Source organism: Bacillus sp. HMA207, assembly GCF_003402455.1.
Lineage (GTDB): Bacteria > Bacillota > Bacilli > Bacillales > Bacillaceae_G > Bacillus_A > Bacillus_A cereus.
Genome location: NZ_BEZT01000001.1, coordinates 2,537,324 through 2,562,164, shown reverse-complemented (window position 1 = coordinate 2,562,164; position 24,841 = coordinate 2,537,324). Strand labels below are relative to the sequence as shown.

The window sequence follows — 24,841 nt, the reverse complement described above, 5'->3', positions numbered from 1 at the left end:
AGGTTGAAGATTAAACTGCTACTAGTTGAGGATCATCATATCGTTCGAAGAGGACTTGTATTCTTTTTGAAAACGAGAGAAGAATTTGAAATTATTGGGGAAGCGGAAAATGGCGAAGAGGCATTACATTTCGTGCAAAAAGAAAGACCAGATGTCGTACTAATGGATGTATCGATGCCGAAAATGGATGGAATTGAGGCAACAAAACGTCTAAAGCAATATGATGAGACAATAAAGGTACTTATATTAAGTAGTTTTTCAGAGCAAGATTATGTTATACCAGCACTTGAAGCTGGAGCAGATGGTTATCAATTAAAAGAAGTACAACCTGAGCAACTTGTCGCTTCTATTATTGCAGTACATCAAGGAAATGCGAATTTTCACCCGAAAGTAACACCTGCATTAATGGGGCGTTCTGCAGTAAAGAAGGAAGTAGAAAATCCTTTTTCAATGTTAACGAAAAGAGAGCAAGAGGTACTTCGCGAAATTGCGAAAGGAAGAAGCAACAAGGAGATTGCAGCAGAACTTCATATTACAGAACAAACTGTGAAAACACACGTTTCAAACGTTTTAGCTAAATTGGAAGTGGATGATCGTACGCAAGCCGCATTATACGCAGTGAAACATGGAGAGAATTATTCATAAGCATGAATAATTCTGTTATATCGTATGACAGAATACATAGGAGCAATTAAAATTTATAGTAATCCCTAATATAGGTTTTTCTTCTTTCGATAATTAGGTACAATAAAGTGAAACTCTAATCAGTGGGGGACCATCCCCACTGATGATTAGTTTAACTAATCGGTTTTTACAGGATAAAGCTACGATGGAAGGGGAGGATATGCTATGCCTGGTACAAGAAGTGGGATTGGAAAGATTCAGGCTTCGTTAAATGGTTTATCACCGAAATTGCGAAGTATTGCCGAACATATTTTGAAACATCCACAAGATGTTGTACATAAATCTATTACAGAATTAGCTGAAGTTACGAATAGTTCCGAAGCTACGATATTCCGCTTATGTAAAAACCTTGGTTTGCAAGGTTTTCAAGATTTAAAGATTACATTAGCTCGTGAAATTGTACATACACCGATGCAAAATATCCATGAAGAGGTATCAGCAGAAGATAGTATGGTAACTGTTGCTAAAAAAGTTTTTCATTCGCATATTACAGGACTGCAAGATACTTTACATTTGCTTAATGAAACGGCACTTGAGCAGGCTGTACGAGCCTTACAAGAAGCAAGTCGAATTGAGTTTTATGGAAATGGTGGCTCTGGTATTATTGCAATGGATGCGTATCATAAGTTTATGAGAACGGGTATTTCTTGTATCGCTCATACTGATTCGCATTTTCAAATTATGGGAGCAGGTTTACTCTCGGAAAATTCAGTTGTTATTGGTATTTCTCATTCTGGTAGCAATAAAGGATTACTTGAAGCGTTAGAAGTAGCGAAAGCAAGAGGGGCCAAAATTATTGCGATTACGAGCTATAAGAAATCAGCATTAAGTCAACTTGCTGATATAACGTTATATACATCAACACGTGAGACTGAATTCCGCACAGAAGCAAGTTCATCACGATTAGCACAGTTAAGCTTATTAGATACTTTGTATGTAGGGTTGTCGTTGCAGCGACAAGAGGAAACTCTAAAAAATTTACAAAGTATACGTGAAACGATTTCGATGAAGCGAATATAAAAAAAGCTCTTCAAATGAAGAGCTTTCAGACTGTAGACAAACTATTTTTGGAGAGTTCAAATGCTAAAAATAGTTTGTTTCTTATTTTAGGGATAATTTATCCAATGGAATTTATATGTAGTGCTTTCTATACTATAATTTACTATAAGTGAGGAAGATGTCTTATGAAAATATCTGTTTATGTTGCAAGTGCATTTAGCAAGGATCATAAAGGCGGAAATAAAGCAGGAGTGGTATTTATTGAGAATACAAATACATTGACCACTACTCAAAAAATGGAAATAGCCAAACAACTGGGTTATGCGGAAACCGCATTTATATCAGAATCTGAACTTGCTGATTATAAATTTGAGTATTTTACTCCAAAAGAAGAAGTTGATTTATGTGGTCATGCCACAATTGGCTCTTTCGCGATACTGATGCATTTAAATAAACTTTTCAGGAATCGCTATACGATTGAAACGAACAGCGGTGTTCTTACTATTACTATAACAGATGACATCATATTCATGGAACAAAATAAACCGATATTCTATGATGTTGTATCTCCAAATGAGTTCACCGACTGTTTTGATAGTAAAGATATAGACAATAAATACCCAATTCAAATTGTCTCCACGGGCTTAAAAGATATTTTAATTCCTATAAAAAGCGAAATACAATTACATGCACTGCAACCTAATTTTGAAAAAATTAAAGAAATCAGCAAGTATTATAATGTTGTCGGGATGCATTTATATACTTTTAATGACAATCGAATTATATGCAGAAATTTTGCTCCGCTATACGACATCAATGAAGAAGCAGCGACTGGAACTTCGAACGGTGCATTAGCTTGCTACCTTTATGAACAGGACTACTTGAAAAAAGAAGTCTATGTATTTGAACAAGGTTATTCTCTACACTCGCCTTCTGAAATATTAGTTAAATTAGCAACCAATAGCAAAAATAAAATAGAAAAAGTTTATGTTGGTGGCAAAGGATATTACTGTGAAACTAAGTGTTTACATGTAGAAAATATTGAGTGAAGAGCTTTTTTATCGGTGAGAAGTTTGTTACTTTATTTTGTTTTAGAAATATGTGACTTACTTATAGTCAATGATAAACTCTCATTTTTAAAAATTTAAAATAAAGACCGATTTGTGTAATAATTCAAATATTGTTCATAATTTCACAAGTTGTTTATGAAGTGTCATGTTATGATGAAGATGTAATGATGATTGAACACTTAAATTTGGTACAATAACTAGCCAAAGTAGTGAAGAAAGTAGTTGTGAGATAAACTCATTAAAATGCTAAAACACTAAAGGGGAGATCACATATGAAAGCAGTAGTGGTTAATAAAAACAGCAAAGCAAACATCGAAGTGATTGAAAAAGAATTACGTCCGTTACACTCAGGTGAAGCGTTAGTAGATGTAGAGTATTGTGGAGTGTGCCACACTGATTTACACGTTGCGAATCATGATTTTGGTAACACTGATGGCCGTATTCTTGGTCATGAGGGTGTAGGTATTGTTACGAAAATAGCTGATGATGTTACTTCACTAAAGATAGGTGACCGTGTAAGTATTGCATGGATGTTCCAATCTTGTGGACGTTGTGAATATTGTGTAACTGGTAGAGAAACATTTTGCCGTGAAGTTAAAAACGCTGGTTATTCAGTGGATGGTGGTATGGCTGAACAATGTATCGTTACAGCTGATTATGCGGTAAAAGTACCAGAAGGATTAGATCCTGCTCAAGCATCATCAATTACTTGTGCTGGTGTAACTACATATAAAGCTATTAAAGTATCAGATATTAAACCTAGTCAACCTATTGTAATCTATGGCTGCGGTGGATTAGGTAACTTAGCTATCCAATATGCTAAAAATGTATTTGGTGCAAAGGTAATCGCAGTAGACATTAATGACGACAAATTAGCCTTAGCGAAAGAAGTTGGTGCTGATATGACTATCAATCCAATTTCTCAAGGTCCTGCTGATAAAATTGTGCAAGAGGAGTTTGGTGGCGCTTATGCTGCGGTAGTAACAGCAGTCTCTAAAGTAGCCTTTAACTCAGCAGTTGATGCAGTACGTGCTTGCGGTAAAGTAGTTGCAGTAGGGCTACCAGTAGAAACAATGGACTTAAACATCCCACGACTTGTACTGGATGGAATTGAAGTAGTTGGTTCTCTAGTTGGTACTCGTAAAGATTTGGAAGAGGCGTTTATGTTCGGGGCAGAAGGAAAAGTAGTGCCAGTTGTTCAAACTTGTTCTCTAGATAAAGTACAAAATGTATTCGAAGAAATGGAACAAGGTAGAATTCAAGGGCGTATGGTAATTGATTTTAAAAAACATAATTGTGATTGCAAATAATTCACTTTAAATATAAAAAGCATGAGTCTAGCAAAGGACATGTAAAAAAGCTAGACAGCATAAGAAGATGATCCCTGTATTTAATAGGGATCATCTTCTTTATTTTCTACTAATATCGATGCCAATTAATACTTGATTAATGAGAAATGATTAAAGGTTTACTTTATTGGCAAACGAAAAGGAATCTTTATGTTTAACAAATTTTTTATGATCTGGAACGTTTTGAATTGCTACAATTTGCGAATCTCTTGCTTTCAGTGCATCTTGAATCCCGATGGTCATAAGCTTAATAAATAGAATCGTAATAAAGAATGAAGCGAGAGTATAAAAAATAATCCACCATGAAAGATTCATTTCATTACGATTTAATCCAATAAGACCTGCCCAATCATTAGATAGAGAAACAGGTTTGAGCACTCCGTCATAGAGTTCACGCATTTGTATGCCGCCAATTACAATGTTAAGCAGCGCTAAATGGATAACGAGTATGAGTGTTTGGACGATATGTTCCATAAATAATACAAATAAGCGGTCAAGTAATAAGACTCGTAAGTGTTTTTTAATAATATGAAAACGACTAGCCCCCAGTAATTGTGAACTTAAGATGTAATCTTGTTTCATAAATTCATCAACCTCTGAGGATATGTATAAAGAAAGTGTAGGCAGAGCGACGAAAATAAGTACGAGTACTTGATAAAACGTAAATGAAATATTTGGATCTACCCCATCAGCATTTGATGTGATTATAATATTAACGGGCGTGATGAGTATGAATGCGATAAATAGAGTTGGAATATAATAAAAAACTTCTGAGCATGACTGGAAAAATCTCTTGAGTTTTGGAGCAAATAAACTTAAGAGGATTCCTATACATGTTCCGCATAAAATTCGAAAGAAGCTAATTGCCATGGCTAATAAAATAGTGAATTTTGCTCCTTCTACAATTTGTAAGAAAACAGACTCTCCAAAACGATCAGATCCAAAAGGTGGAATTAACGATGGCGGAAAGGGGGCCTTTCCAAGTAATTCGTTATTGTCATTGTAAAGTAACTGAGGAGGTTTTGGGATGTTATCTTTAAAGAACCAACTATAAATAAAACTAGCTGAAATAAGTATGAATAGATAAGTAAAGCCGATTAAAAAGCGTTTTGATTTCCAAATAGATTTCATAATGATACTCCTTTCAATTGCTTTTTCCATCTATTCATCATGAATGAGACTATTTGGAAAATAGCATAAAATGGTAAAATAATCATAACAAGTATGATAAATGCAGCTGGAGGTGAAACAAACGCCTTATTAAATAAAAATTGAATAATGCCTTCCATATTAAAAACAAATTCTAAAATGAATAAATTAGAAAGTAAGAAAACAAAAATCGTTTTTAAATGGTGGAAGAAGTGGATAGATATATTTTTGAATAAATGAATGCATAGTATATAACTTGATGAAAGGCCTTTTCCATATGCAACCTCTACGTAATGTTTTCCTTGCTCTTCTTTTATGTATAACACCATCATCCGAAACATTTGTAATGTAGGTAAGACAGCTAATGATAAAATAGGGAGTAAATAAGCTCGATTTTCATTAAAGGAAATAATAGTGACAGGAGATTCCCCAAATTTCTGAAGTACCCATATGAAAAAAATTTGCAAACAAATCATCATCATCATATCAGGGACAGCTTCTAATATGAACACAATTCGGTTTATCCATTTTTTTATATAATCTTTTGCTAAAAAATAAAAAAATGCCATGCTAGATGATAAAAAGAGAGCAAGAAAAAAGGCTAAAAATAATATAGTAAATGAATATAGGTAAGGTTCTAAAACAGTTGGAAATAATGGTGTTTTTTTGAAATGGCCAAACTTCGGGTCTGATCCTATAATCACTAATGATTCAGGGGAAAAAACCTGTTTTAACATAGTAACGGTCTGATTAAAAAAATAAATTGGTTGAAAGGTAAATCCTTGTTGAGTAATAAATAAATAAGGTAAATTTAATAATAGTAAGAGTGATAAAAGAATTGATGAAAGCTTAATTGTGAATTGAGATATTTTATTTAACATTAAATCCCTCCGACATCTTTTTACAACATTATACAATAAATTTCGTGTTATTGTTTTTATTTTTCTGAAAAATAAAAATACTTTTCGGTTTTATAGTATGCAAGATATATTTACAAGATAAAAAAGTGATAATAGGGGGTCACGCTCTATGTTTATCAAGACAAAAGACTAGTGAACCTAAAACAATAAATAAGAGTAAAATGCACAGAATTCTCATTCTGCGGTTAGTTACTTTTCTTGGCTTGATGGTGATGTTACGTGACCGCTAAAAATAAATATTGCTTTTCAACTCTTTCTTCAAGCAAATAAGTAGAACGTATGGAGGACTATGTATGTGTTGTTAATGAGAGGAAAGAGTGTATTGCGTAACGAATATAACGTCATTTTACCGCATGGAAAAGCTAAATTTAGTATATAAGTGAAATGGAATGAGGGGATTTATTTTTTGATATGAAAAAAATTTTCTTTTTATAACTTGATAAACGAAAAAATATTTTATATACTAATTCATGTAAACGGTTTACTAAATCGTATTTTGCTAGAAATGAAGGGAAGATTCGCATGGAAACAAGGGGGAGAGTAATCGGGATTGATATCGGTACCACAAGTACAAAAACGGTTGTGTTCACAGAAAAAGGAAAAGTCATTGCATCACATGCAATCGATTACCCAATTATTCAACCGAATGTAGGATGGGCTGAGCAAGATCCTGATGTAATATGTGCCGCTGTATACAAAAGTGTAAGCGTTGCCATTGAAAAAGGTAATGTATTACCAGAAGATATTTCTTCAATCGGTATTAGTACAGCTATGCACGCATTAATTGCAGTAGATGAAAATGGTGCGCCATTAACGCGTTCTATCATTTGGGCAGATAATCGAAGTACGAAGCAATCAGAAAAATTATTACAACAAATGAATGGGCATGAAATTTATAGACGTACAGGTACACCGATTCATCCAATGTCACCACTTTCTAAATTGTTATGGATGAAAGAAGAGGAACCAGAGTTATATACAAGTGCCTATAAATTCATTTCCATTAAAGAGTATGTGATTTACCAATTATTTTCACGCTACGTAGTTGATTATTCGATTGCTTCTGCTACGGGGTTATTTAATTTAGAAACATTAAACTGGGATGAAGATGTTTTAACTATGTTACATATGTCACCAGAACAATTATCAACCCCTGTACCAACTACATATATTTTATCAGGTATGAAGCCAGAATTAGCACAGAAGATGGGGATAAGTGCAGAAACACCAATTGTCATCGGAGCAAGTGATGGGGTTCTTGCAAATGTAGGAGTTGGTGCGATATCACCGGGTGCGGCTGCAATTACGATTGGAACGAGTGGTGCGGTTCGAACAATCTCATCAAATATAAATACAGATGAGAAAGGGAGAACGTTTTGTTACGCATTAACAGATGAGCACTGGGTAATCGGTGGTCCAACGAATAACGGCGGAATATTACTGAGATGGTTACGTGATGAATTTGGTAGTCCAGAGCAAGAAGTAGCAAGAAAGCTCGGCATTGATCCTTATGATTTATTAATTAAATATGCAGAAAGCGTACCAGCTGGAGCGGATGGGCTATTGTTCTTACCTTTCTTATCTGGAGAACGCGCACCTTACTGGAATGCAAATGCTCGTGGTACATTCTTTGGAATCAATCTTCAACATAAGCGAGAACATTTTATACGTGCAGTGATGGAAGGTGTTTGTATGAGTGTATATTCAGTAGCACTCGCAATCAGGGATTGTACAGGGCCACTTACTGAAATACGAGTTTCAGGAGGGTTTGCAAAATCTGCATTTTGGAGACAAATGTTGTCCGATATGATGGGAAAAGAATTGCTTGTACCTGAAAGTCATGAAGCATCTGCGCTTGGGGCAGCGGCAGTTGCTTTATATGCTGTAGGAAAAATTGATTCTCTTGAAGAGGTAAAGGATTGGATTGATATTGTCCATCACCATGTACCGAATAAAGAAAATACGGCTATATATTTAGAAATGTTTTATATGTATGAACGACTTTACAATCGCTTGAAAGAAGAATTTGATTGTATAGCTGCTTTCCAACGTAAACAATAGGGGGATTGGGAGAAATGGTAGTTGGGATCGTACTAGCGGCAGTTGTCATACTACTTTTACTTATTACGGTAGTAAAATGGCATCCATTTGTCGCATTAATTTTAACAGCAATTGGTGTAGGATTAGCAATGGGAATGCCTTTAATTGGAACTTCACCAAAAGATCCAGGGATTATTGATTCTATTAAACTAGGGCTTGGTAATACGTTAGGGTTTTTAGCGATAGTTTTAGCACTAGGAACGATGCTTGGAAAAATGATGGCCGAATCTGGTGGTGCTGAACGTATCGCTAACACATTAATTAATCGTTTTGGGAAGAAACGAGTTCACTGGGCGATGATGTTCGTTGCATTTTTAGTAGGGATTCCGGTATTTTTCCAAGTTGGATTTGTACTATTAATTCCGTTAGTATTTACAATTGCGTTAGAAACTGGGGTATCACTTATTACAATTGGTATTCCGCTAGTAGCAGGACTGTCAGTCGTACACGGACTTGTTCCACCGCATCCAGCGGCAATGGCGGCAGTTGGTATTTTTAAAGCAGATGTAGGGAAGACAATTTTATATGCGTTAATTGTCGGACTTCCAACTGCAATTATTTCAGGTCCACTTTACGGGAAATGGATTGGTGCTCGTATACATAAGGAAGTACCATTAGATATAGCGGAGCAATTTGTTGAAAAAGATAATAAAAAAGAGCTTCCTAGCTTTTGGAATACATTGTTTACAATTTTACTTCCAGTATTTCTTATGCTTGGTGCATCAATAGCAGAAGTTGCATTAAATAAAACGAGTCAACTAGCACAAGTATTACACTTTATTGGAGATCCGATTGTGGCTTTATTAATTGCAACCATTTACTCTTTCTTTAGTCTTGGATATGCAAAAGGTTTCTCAAAAGATAAAGTGTTACAATTTACAAATGATTGCCTTGGACCTATTGCAAACATATTGTTAGTGATTGGTGCAGGCGGCGCATTTAATAAAGTATTATTAGATTCTGGAATTGGAACGACAATTGCAGATATGGCGAAAGAATCACATATTTCACCGATATTATTAGGGTGGGGAATTGCGGCACTAATCCGAATTGCAACTGGATCGGCAACTGTTTCTATGATGACAGCAGCTGGTATTGTTGCGCCGATTGCAGCAAGCACACCAGGTGTAAATGTTGAATTATTAGCACTTGCAACTGGTGCAGGGTCATTAATTTTATCACACGTGAATGATTCAGGATTTTGGATGATTAAAGAGTATTTCGGAATGACTGTGAAAGAAACATTATTAACATGGACTGCAATGGAGACTATATTATCTGTAGTAGCACTTGGGCTAATTTCGATATTAAATATATTTGTATAGAATAGGAGATTGATTAATATGAAACTAGGATTAATTGGATTAGGAAAAATGGGATTCCCATTAGCTGAACACTTACATGAAGACAAGCATGAAGTAGTTGTATACGATGTAAATAAAGAGCTTGTAGAAAAGGCAGGAAAACTAGGAATTACTGCACGTCATACATTAAAAGAAATGATCGCTGAACTAGAAGCTCCTCGTACAATCTGGGTAATGGTGCCTGCAGGAGAAGTTGTAGAGTCAGTATTAAAAGATGTGTATCCGTTATTAGATGAAGGTGATATCGTTATTGAAGGTGGAAATTCATTCTATAAAGATACGTTACGCCGTGCTGAAGAAGCAAAAAGCTTCGGATTACATTATGTAGATATCGGTACATCTGGCGGTGTAGAAGGAGCTAGATACGGTGCTTGTTTAATGGTTGGTGGGGAAAAAGAAATTTACGACCAATTAGAACCTTTATTTAAAGATTTAGCAGTAGAAAATGGCTATTCTTATGCTGGCCGCGTTGGTAGTGGTCATTTCTTAAAAATGGTTCATAACGGTATTGAATACGGCATGATGCAAGCAATTGCTGAAGGATTTGAAGTACTAGATAAGAGTGACTTTGATTTCAATTATGAAGATGTTGCAAAAGTATGGGCGAACGGATCAGTAATCCGCGGTTGGTTAATGGACTTAACTGAAAAAGCATTTGCAGATGATCCTAAACTTGATGGCATTAAAGGTGTAATGAACTCTTCAGGAGAAGGGAAATGGACTGTTGAAACTGCGCTTGAGTTACAAGCAGCGGCACCAGTAATCGCGATGTCATTATTTATGCGCTATCGTTCTCAGGAAGATGATACATTCCATGGAAAAGTAGTTTCAGCACTACGTAATCAGTTCGGTGGACATGAAGTTGTGAAAAAATAAGGATGTTTTTGAAAAGAAACTTGTGCATAAGCGCAAGTTTCTTTTTTATAGTTTAAGAAATTACTAATTTAAAAATACCAATCAATCATCGTTTTTTTGTCACAAATGACAGCTTCAACATTCATTGATTGAACAATATATTCTATATTTTCTTCTTTAGCTAATAATAAGGTTGTAAAGGAATCGTATATACTCATAAACGCATACTCATTGTCTTCTCCAGTAATAATTAACTCATTATTGCTAATGTCCCAAATATCTAATGGAGTAGTATTATTTACCTGTAATAATCCGTTTGTATTAAGAATTGGTTCAGAGAAATATAGATTTTTTGCACCTTTAGAACCGAGGAGTTTAAGTAATTTGTGTAATAAAAATATAGACGTATAATCTTCTGTTGGATAATAAAGATTTTTTTTAAAGTTTGAATGTAGCTTTTCAGCTAAATCCTCTCTTTTATATTCTTCTGAAAAGGCACTAATGGAAGTCAACATGGCCATTGCTAGGTCTGCGTATGAATGTAATCCACTACAAGACATCATTTCCTTCCAAGAAACGGATTTCCCATTGTGAATGATTTCTTCAGCGCTAGGATAGATGTGCTCATATGGTCTTTTTCTCACAGACTTTTCCCATCCTAAAGGCATTTGGACAAATGGATGTAGCAATATAGCTGCAGATTTAAAATTACTTGGTAGTTGTTCTAAAATTGGTGATTTATCATCTAGCCAAATGTAATCCAACAAAATATAACCTCCTCTTAGACTTTGAAAGGTACGGATTTCCGTATTATGTTTTTTTGTATTGATTGTATCAAATATAAAGCGAAGCATGAAATATGTCCCAACATAAAAGTAAGAATAAATAAAATGAAGTTTTCATAAATAGTAAAAGGGTGCTTATGTCATCAGTATAGCTAAAAAATGTTGTTACATATGAGAAGAGCGTGTTAATAAAATATGAGGTGGTTAAATGGGAAATGAGCAAGTGAAGTCTGTAAAGGAAGAAAAAAAGTTATGTCTTTGTATGATTGTCAAAAATGAGTCTAGAATTATGGAAAGATGTTTAAATGCAACAAAATCAATTGTAGATTATGTTTCTATTTGTGATACTGGATCGACGGATAATACGCCTGAAATTATTGAAAATTGGTGTAAGGAAAATGAGATACCTGGGACGGTTCATCATGAGCCGTTTAAAAACTTTGGTTATAACAGAAGTTTAGCTGTTTCATTAGCGCAAAAAACATATCCAGAAGCAGATTATTTATTAATATTAGATGCGGATATGATTTTAGAGGTTGATCCGAATTTCGATAAAACGAGCTTAACGGAAGATCATTATCTTACATTACAATATGATGTTCATATTAAATATTGGCTTACACGTCTTTTAAAAGCTTCTTTACCATGGAAATCTGTCGGTGTTACTCATGAGTATTGGGATATAGATCGTTCAAAAGTTGGAGCGAATTACAATACGAGGGTAGCTCGGTTAGAGACTCTTGTCGTGAATGATCCCGGAGATGGCGGGAGCAAAGCTGATAAATTTGAAAGAGATGAGAGGTTGTTGTTACAGGGAATAAACGACCCAGAAACAACGCCAGATTTGCATATAAGATATTTATTTTATTTAGCTCAGACTTATTTTCATTTAAGTCAATTTGAGAATTCAATTAAATGGTATAAAAAACGTGTGGAAGCAGGAGGATGGGTTGAAGAGGTATTCTATTCGTTATTGCGAATAGGATTTTGTTATGAGCAGTTAGCAAATCGTTCAGCAAATAAACAAAATGAAGTGACAGATGCTGATGAAAAAGAAACTGTTAAAGGGCAAGAAGAGCAATATTTAGCGTTAGCTGTTTTTTATTTTCAAAAAGCTTGGGAATATAGACCAACCCGGGCTGAACCATTATACCAACTTGCAAGGTTGTATCGATTACGATCTCAAAACAATATTGCTTTGATGTATGCTCTGCAAGGGAAGGAAATTCCTTTTCCAAAGGATGATCTACTATTTGTAGATTATCATGTGTATGATTACTTATTTGACTATGAAATTTCTATTAGTGCTTTCTATATACCTCATAAAAAACATTTAGGGGCGGTGTCGCAAAAGTATTTGGAATCGATAAAAGAAAAGATTCCATTTCATATAGCAAATATAGTAGAGAATAATGCGAAATTTTATTAAATACATTTTCGATTAAAGGAGTAGTGGAGTAATCATGGAATTAATACGATGGGCGATTGAACTAGGAGAATCGGTGCATGGAAATACGTATGAAGAATTGATGCCACTACTAGACTATTATTATGATCGTGATCATTTAAAAGCGTATTGTATCGCAAATCTTCTTTTAAACATGGATGTATTAGATGAAGACCGGGAAAGAATCGAATTAAGAAGATGCATCGCTGCTTATTATGCTGGATTATATAAAGTAGCAAGAAAACATGCAAATGAGTTGGTACTTAAACATCCGGATGTAGATCTATATAAAAATAATTTAAGATTAATGGAAGTTTATTTGAATAAAGAATATGATTATTGTCTTTTTATATGCCCAAAGACATACGGTAGTTTCATAGATGTTGCGCGAGCTTTAAAGTGGAGGTTGGAGCAGGAGGGAAATACAGTAATTATATCAGAAACAATACTGGAAAATGTAAAGAATACAGTTGTTTTTGGAGCCCATACATACGCATATAACCCGAACCTTCTTCCGAAAGATGCAATTATTTATAATTTAGAACAGCTATACGAAGGAAGTCCATATGCGCATCCCCTTTATTTAATATTATTAAAAGATAGAGTGATTTGGGATTATAGTAAACAAAATATAGAATGGCTTAAACAAAAAGGGGTAGGAAAAGAAATAAAACATGTAGAAATGAACTATGCTCCAACTTTGGAAATAAAAAAAGATGCGTTTGAAGATGAGATTATTGAAGATATTGATATTCTGTTTATAGGTGCTCTTAATCCGAGGCGACAAGCTATTTTTGATCATCTAAAAGCGATTGCCCCGAATTTAAATATAGTTTTTAAAAATAATGCGTGGGGAATTGTTCGAAATGAATTGATTGCTAGAGCTAAAATTATATTAAATATTCATTTTTACTTATCAGGAATTCTTGAAACACCTCGCGTATCTTATGCAGTCGCAAATAAGAAATTTATTATTTCCGAAAATAGTAATCCAGAAGATGAGGTAGAGTGGCCAGGAATTGTATTTACTCCGTACGAAAAAATAATTGAAAACGTAATGAAATATATAGAATTACCAGAAGAACGGAAAAGATTAGCGGAAAAAGCATATAATCATTTTGAAGCAAATGAAAGTTTAGGTACATTGAGCATGAGAGATGAATCAAAGTAATTGTACGAAACTCATACGAAAGTATGAGTTCTTTTTTGTTTATCATACTATTTTATGAAACAAGTTAACTCTTTATATTGTGTTTTGTATAGAAATTTCTGATAATATATAAGTAGAACTTGAAAACAAAGGGGAGAAATAATCATGAAACTAGTCGTTATTAACGGTACACCAAGAAAATTTGGTAGAACTCGCGTGGTGGCAAAATATATTGCGGATCAATTTGAAGGGGAATTATATGATTTAGCAATTGAGGAGTTACCTTTATACAATGGAGAAGAGTCGCAACGTGATTTAGAGGCAGTAAAAAAATTAAAAACGTTAGTGAAAGCTGCGGATGGGGTTGTATTATGTACACCAGAATATCATAATGCGATGAGCGGTGCGCTGAAAAACTCTTTAGATTACTTAAGTAGTAGTGAATTTATTCATAAACCAGTTGCGTTGTTAGCGGTTGCTGGTGGCGGTAAAGGTGGAATAAATGCATTAAACAGCATGCGAACGGTCGCTAGAGGTGTTTATGCAAATGCAATTCCAAAACAAGTTGTGCTTGATGGATTACATGTGCAAGATGGTGAACTTGGGGAAGATGCAAAACCATTAATTCATGATGTAGTTAAAGAATTGAAAGCATATATGAGCGTATATAAAGAGGTGAAAAAACAACTAGGAGTGGAGTGATATGTCCTCACTTTATCATGATTCTCGCTTGTATTACATTCTAGGAGCCAATAGTCTATCTGCTATTGGTTCCGGAATTGTTATGATAACGATTCCTTGGCTGTTAATTAAAGAGAGTGGAGGAGAGACAACATTTGGTTATGTTTCTATCATTGCAACCCTCATTATGTTTTTATTAACACCATTCATTGGGCAAAGTATTGATCGTTTTTCAAGAAAATCTTTATTGCTATGTAACGAAGGAATCGGAATAGCCGTAATCGGAATAATGGTTATATGGGGATTTGCTGGGCAACCTTATCATTCTATTCACTATATTCTTATTTATATAGCCGGATCATTCTACTATTTATTATTTTATCCTACAATATTTGCGTTCAACCAAGAGATATTTCAAGCAGAACATTATAAAAGTTTAAGTGGAACGATGGAAATACAAGGACAGTTAACACAAGTTATTTCTGGAGCGGCTGCGAGCTTCTTAATTGAAATTGTATCTTTGAAGTGGATTTTGTTAGTAGACATGTTAACTTTTGCTGGAGCATTTTTTCTTTTCTTATGTATACCGTACGTAAAGAAAAAAGAAGTGAAAAGAAAAATAACATTTAAGAAGCAATTGTTTGAAGGAATTCACTTTATGAAAAAACGTCCTAAGCTCTTTTGGTTCTTACTGGCCACTTATATGCCGTTTATAGGTGTTATGATGGCAAATTATTTAATACCAGTTTATATTTCGGATATACTTAAAGCCAATGCCTCTGTATACGCAATAGAGGGGATGATGTACGGGGTTGGAGCGGTTGTTGCAGGAATCTGTATTCCACTCATAATGAAATATATCAAAACAGAAGTTTCAATCGTTATGACGATGTTCATTTATGTAATTTCAATTACCGCAATGATTATTGAACCTTCCGTAATTTTCTTATATGGACTTGCAATTTTTCATGCAGTTGGAAATGCGGGTACAAGAGTGGCGAGAAATGTATTGATGATGGAGGAAATTCCAAACGAAGTAATGGGACGTGTAGACAGCTTATTTCGCCTAATTGGTACTGGAATACGAATTGTATTATTAATGCTGTTTACAGCGGGTGTATCTAAAGCCGGAGTAATGCTTCCGTTTTACGTATTAAGCTGCATATTGATCTTCTCATTAGGAATCGCTATTTATTATGTACTATCACAACGTAAAGTAGCGGCGAATGTTTCTAATAAATCAATCGTTTAAAAAAACACTTCTGCCGCCCTTTCTTTTTCTGTATAATAAAAAGAAAGGGAGTGCAAACTTATTTATGAACAAATGGATCTTTCTTATCATTTTATTATTACCGCCACTATACATCATTTATATGACGTTTAGAATGAACAAAGTTGCTCGTGAAAAGTTGAGCTATCACTCTCCGTACGTTCTTATACTGGGTGCAAAGTTATTTGGAGATAGACCGTCTTTATCTCTTCAAAATCGTTTGGATGTAGCGTTGGAGTATTTATTTTCCCATCCTGAAGCGAAAGTAATTGTTTCAGGTGGTCAAGGAGAAGATGAAGATATACCGGAAGCTCACAGCATGAGAAACTATTTAATGGTACACGGTATAGATGAGAGTCGTATTTTAATAGAAGATCAATCTACAAATACGTATGAAAACTTAAAGTTTAGTATGGATTTATATAATGTGAAACATGCGGTAGTTGTAAGTAATACGTATCATTTATATCGAACGAAAATAATTGCAAAGCGTTTAGGCATGAAGATGGAGGCACTAGCTGCTGAAACACCAATTCGTTCTAAGAGAAAAATGTATGTTCGCGAATATGCTGCTATTATGAAAACAATATTGTTCGACCGTTAGAGCTCAAATGTGAGCTCTTTTTTAATTTAAAAGCGTATCATTTGAAATGAATGCCATATTCCATCAAAATAAAGGAAACAACAGTAAAGGAGTTGTATTTGTGATTCAATTTAATCATGTGTCAAAATCGTATGAAGATGGCACGAAAGCAGTGGATTCATTGCATTTAGAAATTAAAAAGGGAGAATTTTTTGTTCTTATCGGTCCGAGTGGTTGCGGGAAAACAACGACAATGAAGATGATTAATCGTTTAATCGAAACGACTGAAGGATCGATTTTAATCGATGGAAAAGATATTCAACAATATAATATAAACGAATTACGTTGGGATATAGGATACGTGTTGCAACAGATTGCTTTGTTTCCTCATATGACAATCGCTGAAAATATTGCAGTTGTTCCTGAAATGAGGCAATGGAGCAAAAAAGAAATTAAAGCACGCGTCGATGACTTGTTACATATGGTTGGATTAGAGCCGGATATATATCGAGATCGTATGCCTGATGAATTGTCAGGAGGACAAAAACAACGTGTCGGTGTCGTGCGAGCATTAGCCGCAAACCCGAAAATCGTTCTTATGGATGAACCATTTAGTGCGTTAGATCCATTAAGTAGGGAACAGCTTCAGAAGGATATTGTACAGTTGCAAAAAAAGATTCAAAAAACAATCGTGTTCGTAACACATGATATGCAAGAAGCATTATCACTTGGAGATCGCATTTGTATTATGAAAGAAGGAAAAGTTGTTCAACTAGATACACCAGAAGGAATTATACATAATCCGAAAAATGAATTTGTAGAGGAGTTCATTGGAAATCATGGGCGAACTTGGTATGAGGGGAAAAGTGTAGCAGATGTATTGCCACTTGATCAAAGTGTGCAATTAGAAGGGCAGGCGCTATCATTACATTCTTCCTTACAAGAAGCACTAGTTCGTGTGCGTGATGAAGAGGTCGTTCCAGTTGAAGAAAACGGTCAATATATTGGAGCGTTAACAAGTCGTCATATTGTCAATTACATTGTTGAACAAATGAAGGAAAGAGGCTAAACAGTGACTAATTTTATACAAACGTTCCAAGAACGAAAAATAGAATTACTAACTGCATTAAGTGAGCATTTACAAATATCGCTTATTTCATTATTTTTTGCAGTAATTATAGCAGTGCCACTTGGCATCTTATTAACAAGAAAAGAACGAATGGCTGAATTTATAATAGGAACTTCTGCAGTAATGCAGACAGTGCCATCACTTGCATTGCTTGGACTCTTAATTCCGTTAGTAGGAATCGGAAAACTTCCAGCGATTATCGCATTAGTTGTGTATGCACTATTACCTATTTTACGAAATACATATACAGGAATAAGGGAATTAGATGAATCTCTAATAGAAGCCGCGAAAGCTATGGGGATGAATAGTTGGAGAAGATTGTGGAAGGTAGAACTTACTCTTGCATTGCCTATTATTATGGCCGGTATTCGTACAGCGATGGTATTAATTGTTGGAACGGCTACATTAGCAGCTCTCATTGGTGCTGGTGGGCTCGGTAAGCTTATACTATTAGGTATAGATCGAAATGATCATGCACTTATCATTTTAGGGGCCGTACCAGCCGCGTTACTCGCTTTATTCTTTGATATAGTACTTCGCATACTTGAACGACCGAAACGCTCTTCTAAGCGTGTTATATTGACGATATGTATTGTTTGTATAATGATTGCTTCTCCATTTCTTTGGAGTACAGAAAAGAAAGATATTGTTATTGCGGGCAAACTTGGATCAGAACCTGAAATTTTAATTCAAATGTATAAGCAGCTTATTGAACAAGATACAGATTTACACGTACAATTAAAACCAGGTCTTGGAAAAACAGCATTTGTATTTGAAGCGTTGAAATCAGGGGAAGTAGATATATACCCAGAATTTTCAGGAACAGCTTTATCTACTTTCGTGAAAGAAGAACCAAAGAGTACAAATCGTGATGAAGTATATGAGCAGGCTCGCATTGGAATGGAAAAGAAATATAATATGATTATGTTGAAGCCAATGGAGTATAACAATACATATGCACTAGCTATGCCGAAAAAAATAGCAGATCAAAAGAATATAAATACAATTTCTGATTTAGGGAATGTTGCGCAGGAAGCCAAAGTAGGATTTACATTGGAATTTGCTGATCGTGAAGATGGTTATAAAGGAATGCAAAAATTATATAACTATAAGTTCTCGAATGTTAAAACGATGGAGCCGAAGCTGCGTTATAGCGCAATTGAATCTGGAGATGTTAACGTAATTGATGCATATTCAACAGATAGTGAATTGGAGCAATACGGACTGAAAGTGCTGAAAGATGATAAAGGGTTATTCCCACCTTATCAAGGAGCACCATTATTAAGAAAAGAAACGTTACAGAAATATCCTGAACTTGAAAAGGTATTAAATAAATTATCTGGAAAGATTACAGATGAAGAAATGCGAAAAATGAATTATGAAGTTAACGTAAATGGTAAAAGTAGTGAAGAAGTCGCAAAACAATTTTTACAAAAAGAGAAGTTACTTCGTTAAATTTACAAGAAATATACAAATTTATATGTTTGAAATGACCGTTCATTACAAAATGAGCGGTTTTTTTGTGCATACTTATACATTTTTTCAAAAAAGTATTCCATTTTTGCTCATTTTCTTTTAGAATAAGTAATGTTTTCCTGAAAAAATATAAGAGAAACGTCTATTAGAGAAAAAGGTGACTTTAATAGTTGAACGAACATAACACCTAGAATGACAGATGGGGTGGTACAAATAGAAAAGAAGTTAGGATTTTTTCCATTAATCGCATTAGTAGTTGGAACAATGGTTGGTGGCGGTGTTTTTAGTTTACCGCATGATTTAGCAGTAGGAGCAAACAGTGGTGCAATAATAATTGGCTGGTGTATTACAGCGATGGGAATGATTCCACTTGCGCTCGTATATCAAACGTTAGCAAGACAAAAACCGGAACTTGAAGGTGGAATTTATAGTTATGCACGTGCTGGTTTCGGTGAATACATTGGATTTAATAGTGCTTGGGGATATTGGCTAGCAGGAATCTTAGGTAATGTCGCAACAATTATGTTACTGTTTAGTACATTAGGTTATTTCTTTCCAATTTTCAAAGGAGGAAATAATGTTGCGTCTATCGTTGGGGCATCACTTTTATTATGGACACTTCATTTTTTAATTTTATTTGGAATCCGTGAAGCTTCTATTATGAATGTGATCGCAACAATAGGGAAGTTAGTTCCAATCGTTTTATTTATTGTTGTAATGGTAACAGCCTTTCGCTGGGACACATTTACACATGATTTTTGGGGAGAAGGAACGATCTCACTTTCCGCTATACTTGGTCAAGTGAAAAATACAATGCTTGTAACACTTTGGGTTTTCATTGGAGTTGAAGGAGCGGTTGTATTATCTGGAAGAGCGAAGAATAGTCGAGATGTTGGTAAGGCAACAGTATTGGGACTTATTTTAGTAATGTCCATTTATATTTTAATTTCTGTCCTGTCAATGGGAGCTATGACAAGAGGCGAACTTTCTGTGTTAGAAACTCCGTCAATGGGACATGTATTAGAGCACGTTGTTGGTCCATGGGGTGCAGTTGCGATTAACATCGGATTAGTTGCTTCACTTGTCGGTACATTAATTGGCTGGTTTTTACTTGTTTCTGAAATTTCTCATGTAGCAGGAAAAGATGGCGTATTTCCGAGAGTCTTTACGAAAACAAATAAGAAGCAAACACCGCACATGGCATTATGGATTTCAAATGGTGTTGCCCAAATTATATTTATCATCGTTTTGTTTTCGGAATCAACATATCAAATTATGTATTTCATTGCATCAACATCAATTTTATTACCATATTTATTATCAGCGTTATTCCAATTTAAATTAGTCATTACAAACGAGTTAAAAGACGCTAAATTAAAAAATGGAGCGTTAGCTTTAATTGCTTCTATTTACTCTGTATGGCTTCTTTATGCAGCTGGTTTAAAGAATTTACTACTCGTTTCAATTGTGTATGGAATTGGAATTATTGTTTACACGTTTGCAAGAAAAGAACAAGGGAACCGTTGCTTTGTAGGTGCAGAGAAGTATGTGATGTGGGCAATTATTGTTGCGGCTATCACATCCATATATATGTTATTAACTGGAAATATAAAAATGTAAAAAGTCCTTTTCATTTAAAGGGCTTTTTTCTTTGTTTAGAGAATATTTACTACATAAGATATTCAGGAGGGATGAGAATGGAAGAAAAAGAACAGTTGTCTAGAATAATTGATTTAGCTAGTGAGTTAAGGAAAGTATTAGTGCAAGAATCTTTTTTTAATCATCATCCTGAACTAAGAGGAGTCATTGAAAATTTAGCAAGTTCTGTTGAAAATTTGGCGGAATTACAAATAAGTAAAGATGAAAACGCTGAAGATCGATTACGTTACGTACTTGCGAAAATGAAAATTGCTCATAATGCAATTTTACAAGAGAAAAAAGCATTTCCTTCTCATTAATATAAGTTTTTATTTTGAACCTGGCGGATAACGTCAGGTTTTTTATTTCTAGTTTTTCGTTTCTTTCATACACTAAGAATAGTATGAAAAAAGAAGGTGACTAAGGTGAAATTACATAAAGCTCTTCAGCCAAGTTTTATAAAACGAATGTACTATATGAGATTTTTAGGGAAATTTACAAAAGCTGAGAAAGAGAAGAGTGGAGAGAATTTTTTTGTACAATGCTTATCGCCAATACCATTCACTTTACAGGAACAATTTATAAATGAACCATATGTATTTGAAGGGTTATGTAGCAATAAAAAGAATGAAAAAATCTTTTCGGAATTAAAGAAGAGGAAATTAGAAAAGCAATTAGTAATGTTTCGTCTTTATTATGAAAGAGGAAATGTATACGTGGAGTTAATATGTACAGAAGAACCGAAAGAAATAGCAAGCAGCTATAAAATGATTCCGGCACCTAAAGTTACAAATCATAAAAAAAGAGAATCTTTAGAGCGAAAACTTAGCAACGGTTATTTATCATTTCTTATGCCAAAATTTCCGAAAGACTTTGAGCCTCCTGAATTATTGTGGCACGATGGAAGACTGTACGGAAACATATCCCTAAAGTCATCAATTAGCTCAATCGCCTATTTTGAACAGAAACGTGAATGTAAATATATAAACTGCAGTGACTGGACGAAGTATGTAGAAATAGCGGTAGAAGATCAATTATATTTTGTAAGTGATTATGTGTATGAGCAATTAAAAAAACGAATGCATGAAGAAGGTAAGCTAGTTGAAGTAGAGGATATAAAAATACAAAAAGATGAATGGGAATGGGATGAGCGTGAATCGTCCTTTTTACAGTATGTACAAAGTATGGTGCATAATAAAGGGTTATATTTGGATGAAACGGATATTTATAATTTCCATATAAGTGTAAAAACAAATATGTTAACGATTCTTGGTGGTATACCGGGCGTTGGAAAATCACGTTTTGTGCAAACTTATGCAGAAGCATTAGGGTTACAGTATGGGGAAGAGTTGGTTTGGATTCCAATTTCGCCATCGTATCAAGAACCACATGATTTACTTGGTTACCTTCATCCAAATGGTACTTTTATTGAATCTGAAGCGAAGTTAGTTAGGACGTTAATGAAGGCGAAAGAAAATCCAAATCAACTGTATATAATCGTTTTTGATGAAATGAACATGTCTCATATTGAGCATTGGTTTACTCCGTTTCTATCTGTTCTTGAACTTGAAACAAAAAATCGTATTTTAAACTTGTATGAGGGTGTACAGGACATAGAGAATTCAATTCCATCAACAATTGAAATTGGAGAAAATATTATATTTGTAGGTACTGTAAATTTTGATGAAACAACGAAAGAGCTCTCTGATCGATTATTAGACCGAACGAACCTAATAACGTTACAGAAAATTCCGTTTTGTGAGATGGGCATGGAACAGGGGAAAGTCGTATTACATCCACCTTTGAAAGTAACGGCGGGAGAATTTCGGATAAATTGGATGAGAAATAAAGCGATGATTGAAGTGTTTTCTGAAGAAGAATTAGAGCTATTAGATAAGTTGCATGTCGTATTGTCATCACATGACGCGTCTAAGGGAATTTCTTTCCGATGTGCAAATGCAATTGCGACTTATTTGCAAAACATACCGTTTCAAAATAACCATACCTATATGATTAGTAGAGAAGAGGGGTTTGATTTACAAATAAAGCAGCGTGTATTGACGAAAATCAGAGGGACCGAAATGATGGTTGGGCCTTTACTTTCTGAAGAAGCAAAAAGGGGGGCGACCTTAGTACCTCTTTTGCAATCTACACTTGCAAACAGAGTATCTACATTTGAACACTCTTTAGCATATATACGAGAAAAACGTAGAGAACTGGAGTTGTATGGATATGCAAAATGAAGGGCGTTATGAAACAAAAATCGTTGATACGAATGAAACGTTCCCTTTTGTATTAAAGTTAATCATTGGAAATGAAGGGAAAGGAGATTATATTTTATTAAATCGTCTTTGTACATCTACTACAGCATTAGTTCAATGTATTTATAAAGTACAAGAATTAAAACCAATAAGATTACAGTACAATTATGAAATCCCAATGAATATTACTTTTATATGGAATAAAGTATATGAGGGACAGAAAAATATAAAAGAGGCTCAATATGAAATAAATGAAAAAAAACAAAGAGTATTAATATATGAACATGGGAAAACAGAATTCTTTTATCCATGGCGCTGTGGTCTATACCATTTTGAAGTGCGTATAGAAGATACAACGTATTATGGCGCATTTCAAATCGTACCGAAAAACTTTTTTGATGATCAATTTGAAATGATTCAAGACTATGTGAAGTCAATTTTAAATGAGTTGATTTTGGATAGAGGTTACTATAAAAAGACCTTCTCTGCACTTAGCGATATTGAGGATTCTTCTTATTTAGTGTTACTTAGAAAGTTACCGCAAAAAATGAAAATGATAAAGCAAATCTTTAAGAAAATAGAATCAAGCTCAACTTTTATAAATGAATATAAATGGGAAGGAAAAGAGCGAAAGCCAACAAGAAAAGGAACTATAGTGGCAGAACGAAAACCTTATGCCAAACATTATAATCGTAAGTTTATGGAACAAAAAAATAGTAAGGAAAATGCATTTCTTAAATATAAAGCGATGCAATTTTATCATTATTTAATTGAAGCTAAAAGTTTTTTACGTCAAACAATTGAAATCTTAGAAAGAGAAAAAAAGAAAAAATCAGAAGAGTTTCAAGCTGTAAAAACGATTATACAAACAATTGAGCGTAATGGATCAGTAACCGATAGAGAGAAGCAAAAATATAAAAATATACATTTACTAAAAGAAGCCGATTTACGAAAGAGCTCAATGAAAATACAAGAATATAAAATATTGGCGCATATTGTGCATGAAAATGTACAATACTTTCAAATGTTAATGCACTCTTCATTTTGGAGGGAAGTTACTGAAACAAGTAACATGAACTTACATGATTTACCGATACCACATCAACAATTACTACATCATTTAGAAGTACTCCCGCAATATACGGATCAATCTCCATCATTATTATTTGTTTATAAGCCAACGTTTTTAGTGTATGAATATTACGCTTTTTTTATCGTTATTTCACTTTTAGAGCAAATTGGTTTTGAGGCTAGAAACTCCATCCGTGAACAAATACAAGAACATTTTTATGTAGATGGATTACAAGATGGAACGACAGTAGTTTTAGAACGAGATGATATAAAGGTGCATGTCGCATTTAATGACTTAATTGAAACACATCCTCTTATTGCATTAAGTAAAGGTAGTAATTTTTACAATGGTGAGGATACGAAGAAGCCAGATATTCGCTTAGACTGTTATGTAAAAGAAGATGGGAAATACGTATATAAATCTTCTATTATTATTGAAGTGAAGTATAGTCCAATGTACAATATTTTTCAGCACGTCGGAAATACGAAAGCAACTGAGCAAATGTATAAGTACTGGTCTATAAAGTATGTAGAAGAACAGGATGGAAAGCGAGTCTATTATCGAAGGTCAATTTATGAAGTCATTTGTGTATATCCAGGAAGCCATATGCATAGTAAAAAAATTGAGTCTGGATGCGGTGTTTTCTTGCAGTTATATCCATATAAGACGAAACAAGGGGAAGAGAAATTAGCTGGAAAACATGGGATGGTACAAATTTTTGAAAAATGGCTAAAAAGCATTAAGAAGTAAAAGAAATCCTTTTTCATAAAGGATTTCTTTAGATTAAGAAGAATTATATGCTGTATGGAAAGAAACGTAGTGTAATTGAGATTTGAAAAGTGCTACAAATGTGTTATTA

Annotated in this window: 21 protein-coding genes; 18 read left to right on the top strand and 3 right to left on the bottom strand. The window is 34.3% G+C overall.

Going from position 1 to position 24,841, the window contains the following annotated elements:
- Window positions 1–3: 3 nt before the first annotated feature.
- The 4 genes from casR (at window position 4) to adhP (ending at window position 4,063) form a co-directional block, all read left to right on the top strand.
- Window positions 4–645, top strand: coding sequence for a two-component system response regulator CasR (gene casR, locus HMAS_RS13255; protein WP_000694629.1), 642 nt, complete (start codon window positions 4–6; stop codon window positions 643–645).
- 204 nt (window positions 646–849) lie between these two features.
- Window positions 850–1,704: a MurR/RpiR family transcriptional regulator gene (locus HMAS_RS13250; protein ID WP_001119646.1), complete on the top strand. Its 855-nt coding sequence runs from the start codon at window positions 850–852 to the stop codon at window positions 1,702–1,704.
- Window positions 1,705–1,868: 164 nt separating this feature from the next.
- Complete coding sequence (locus tag HMAS_RS13245; protein WP_000704323.1) at window positions 1,869–2,732, top strand: PhzF family phenazine biosynthesis protein; 864 nt, start codon at window positions 1,869–1,871, stop codon at window positions 2,730–2,732.
- 293 nt (window positions 2,733–3,025) lie between these two features.
- Complete coding sequence (gene adhP, locus HMAS_RS13240) at window positions 3,026–4,063, top strand: alcohol dehydrogenase AdhP (protein ID WP_000649119.1); 1,038 nt, start codon at window positions 3,026–3,028, stop codon at window positions 4,061–4,063.
- 150 nt (window positions 4,064–4,213) lie between these two features.
- On the opposite strand, the gene HMAS_RS13235 is transcribed toward adhP, so the two are convergent.
- Together HMAS_RS13235 and HMAS_RS13230 are read right to left on the bottom strand one after the other, a co-directional pair.
- Entirely contained in the window at window positions 4,214–5,233 is a 1,020-nt protein-coding gene (locus tag HMAS_RS13235; protein WP_000836565.1) for an ABC transporter permease, read from the bottom strand.
- Window positions 5,230–6,132 (bottom strand): ABC transporter permease subunit, encoded by a 903-nt coding sequence (locus HMAS_RS13230; protein ID WP_000932683.1) that lies wholly within the window; start codon window positions 6,130–6,132, stop codon window positions 5,230–5,232. The genes HMAS_RS13235 and HMAS_RS13230 overlap by 4 nt, the downstream gene beginning before the upstream one ends.
- Window positions 6,133–6,693: 561 nt before the next feature.
- On the opposite strand from HMAS_RS13230, the gene gntK reads away from it, so the two are divergent.
- The 3 genes from gntK to gnd are packed head-to-tail and all read left to right on the top strand — an operon-like array spanning window position 6,694 to window position 10,511.
- Entirely contained in the window at window positions 6,694–8,232 is a 1,539-nt protein-coding gene (gene gntK, locus HMAS_RS13225; RefSeq protein ID WP_000449999.1) for a gluconokinase, read from the top strand.
- 14 nt (window positions 8,233–8,246) lie between these two features.
- Window positions 8,247–9,596 carry a GntP family permease gene (locus tag HMAS_RS13220; protein WP_000260208.1) on the top strand — a complete coding sequence of 450 codons (1,350 nt, stop codon included), beginning with the start codon at window positions 8,247–8,249 and terminating at the stop codon, window positions 9,594–9,596.
- 18 nt (window positions 9,597–9,614) lie between these two features.
- Window positions 9,615–10,511 carry a phosphogluconate dehydrogenase (NAD(+)-dependent, decarboxylating) gene (gnd, locus tag HMAS_RS13215; RefSeq protein ID WP_000765981.1) on the top strand — a complete coding sequence of 299 codons (897 nt, stop codon included), beginning with the start codon at window positions 9,615–9,617 and terminating at the stop codon, window positions 10,509–10,511.
- Between the two features lie 68 nt (window positions 10,512–10,579).
- Here the strand turns inward: gnd and HMAS_RS13210 are convergent, their stop codons facing one another.
- Window positions 10,580–11,344, bottom strand: coding sequence for a DUF2711 family protein (locus HMAS_RS13210; RefSeq protein WP_046392662.1), 765 nt, complete (start codon window positions 11,342–11,344; stop codon window positions 10,580–10,582).
- A 139-nt stretch (window positions 11,345–11,483) separates the two neighbouring features.
- Here HMAS_RS13210 and HMAS_RS13205 point away from each other — a divergent pair, with 139 nt between their 5' ends.
- The 11 genes from HMAS_RS13205 to HMAS_RS13155 all read left to right on the top strand — a co-directional run bounded on the left by HMAS_RS13205 (window position 11,484) and on the right by HMAS_RS13155 (window position 24,732).
- Window positions 11,484–12,704: a glycosyltransferase gene (locus tag HMAS_RS13205; RefSeq protein WP_000526230.1), complete on the top strand. Its 1,221-nt coding sequence runs from the start codon at window positions 11,484–11,486 to the stop codon at window positions 12,702–12,704.
- A 34-nt stretch (window positions 12,705–12,738) separates the two neighbouring features.
- On the top strand, window positions 12,739–13,893 hold the full coding sequence (locus HMAS_RS13200; protein WP_046392663.1) for a hypothetical protein: 1,155 nt from the start codon (window positions 12,739–12,741) through the stop codon (window positions 13,891–13,893).
- Window positions 13,894–14,037: 144 nt separating this feature from the next.
- Window positions 14,038–14,574, top strand: a complete 537-nt coding sequence (locus HMAS_RS13195) for an NADPH-dependent FMN reductase (RefSeq protein ID WP_000780355.1) — start codon at window positions 14,038–14,040, stop codon at window positions 14,572–14,574.
- A 1-nt stretch (window position 14,575) separates the two neighbouring features.
- On the top strand, window positions 14,576–15,805 hold the full coding sequence (locus tag HMAS_RS13190) for an MFS transporter (protein WP_000097159.1): 1,230 nt from the start codon (window positions 14,576–14,578) through the stop codon (window positions 15,803–15,805).
- A 64-nt stretch (window positions 15,806–15,869) separates the two neighbouring features.
- Window positions 15,870–16,427: a YdcF family protein gene (locus HMAS_RS13185; RefSeq protein ID WP_001045713.1), complete on the top strand. Its 558-nt coding sequence runs from the start codon at window positions 15,870–15,872 to the stop codon at window positions 16,425–16,427.
- Between the two features lie 100 nt (window positions 16,428–16,527).
- Window positions 16,528–17,475 carry an ABC transporter ATP-binding protein gene (locus HMAS_RS13180; protein ID WP_000614082.1) on the top strand — a complete coding sequence of 316 codons (948 nt, stop codon included), beginning with the start codon at window positions 16,528–16,530 and terminating at the stop codon, window positions 17,473–17,475.
- 3 nt (window positions 17,476–17,478) lie between these two features.
- Entirely contained in the window at window positions 17,479–18,990 is a 1,512-nt protein-coding gene (locus tag HMAS_RS13175) for an ABC transporter permease/substrate-binding protein (RefSeq protein ID WP_114555651.1), read from the top strand.
- A 213-nt stretch (window positions 18,991–19,203) separates the two neighbouring features.
- Window positions 19,204–20,631, top strand: a complete 1,428-nt coding sequence (locus HMAS_RS13170; protein WP_000129451.1) for a basic amino acid/polyamine antiporter — start codon at window positions 19,204–19,206, stop codon at window positions 20,629–20,631.
- Window positions 20,632–20,708: 77 nt separating this feature from the next.
- Window positions 20,709–20,969: a hypothetical protein gene (locus HMAS_RS13165; RefSeq protein ID WP_000391445.1), complete on the top strand. Its 261-nt coding sequence runs from the start codon at window positions 20,709–20,711 to the stop codon at window positions 20,967–20,969.
- A 105-nt stretch (window positions 20,970–21,074) separates the two neighbouring features.
- Window positions 21,075–22,892 (top strand): AAA family ATPase, encoded by a 1,818-nt coding sequence (locus tag HMAS_RS13160; protein ID WP_000766194.1) that lies wholly within the window; start codon window positions 21,075–21,077, stop codon window positions 22,890–22,892.
- Window positions 22,882–24,732, top strand: coding sequence for a hypothetical protein (locus tag HMAS_RS13155; protein WP_044307249.1), 1,851 nt, complete (start codon window positions 22,882–22,884; stop codon window positions 24,730–24,732). Before HMAS_RS13160 ends, HMAS_RS13155 begins: the two co-directional genes overlap by 11 nt.
- Window positions 24,733–24,841 lie beyond the last annotated feature (109 nt).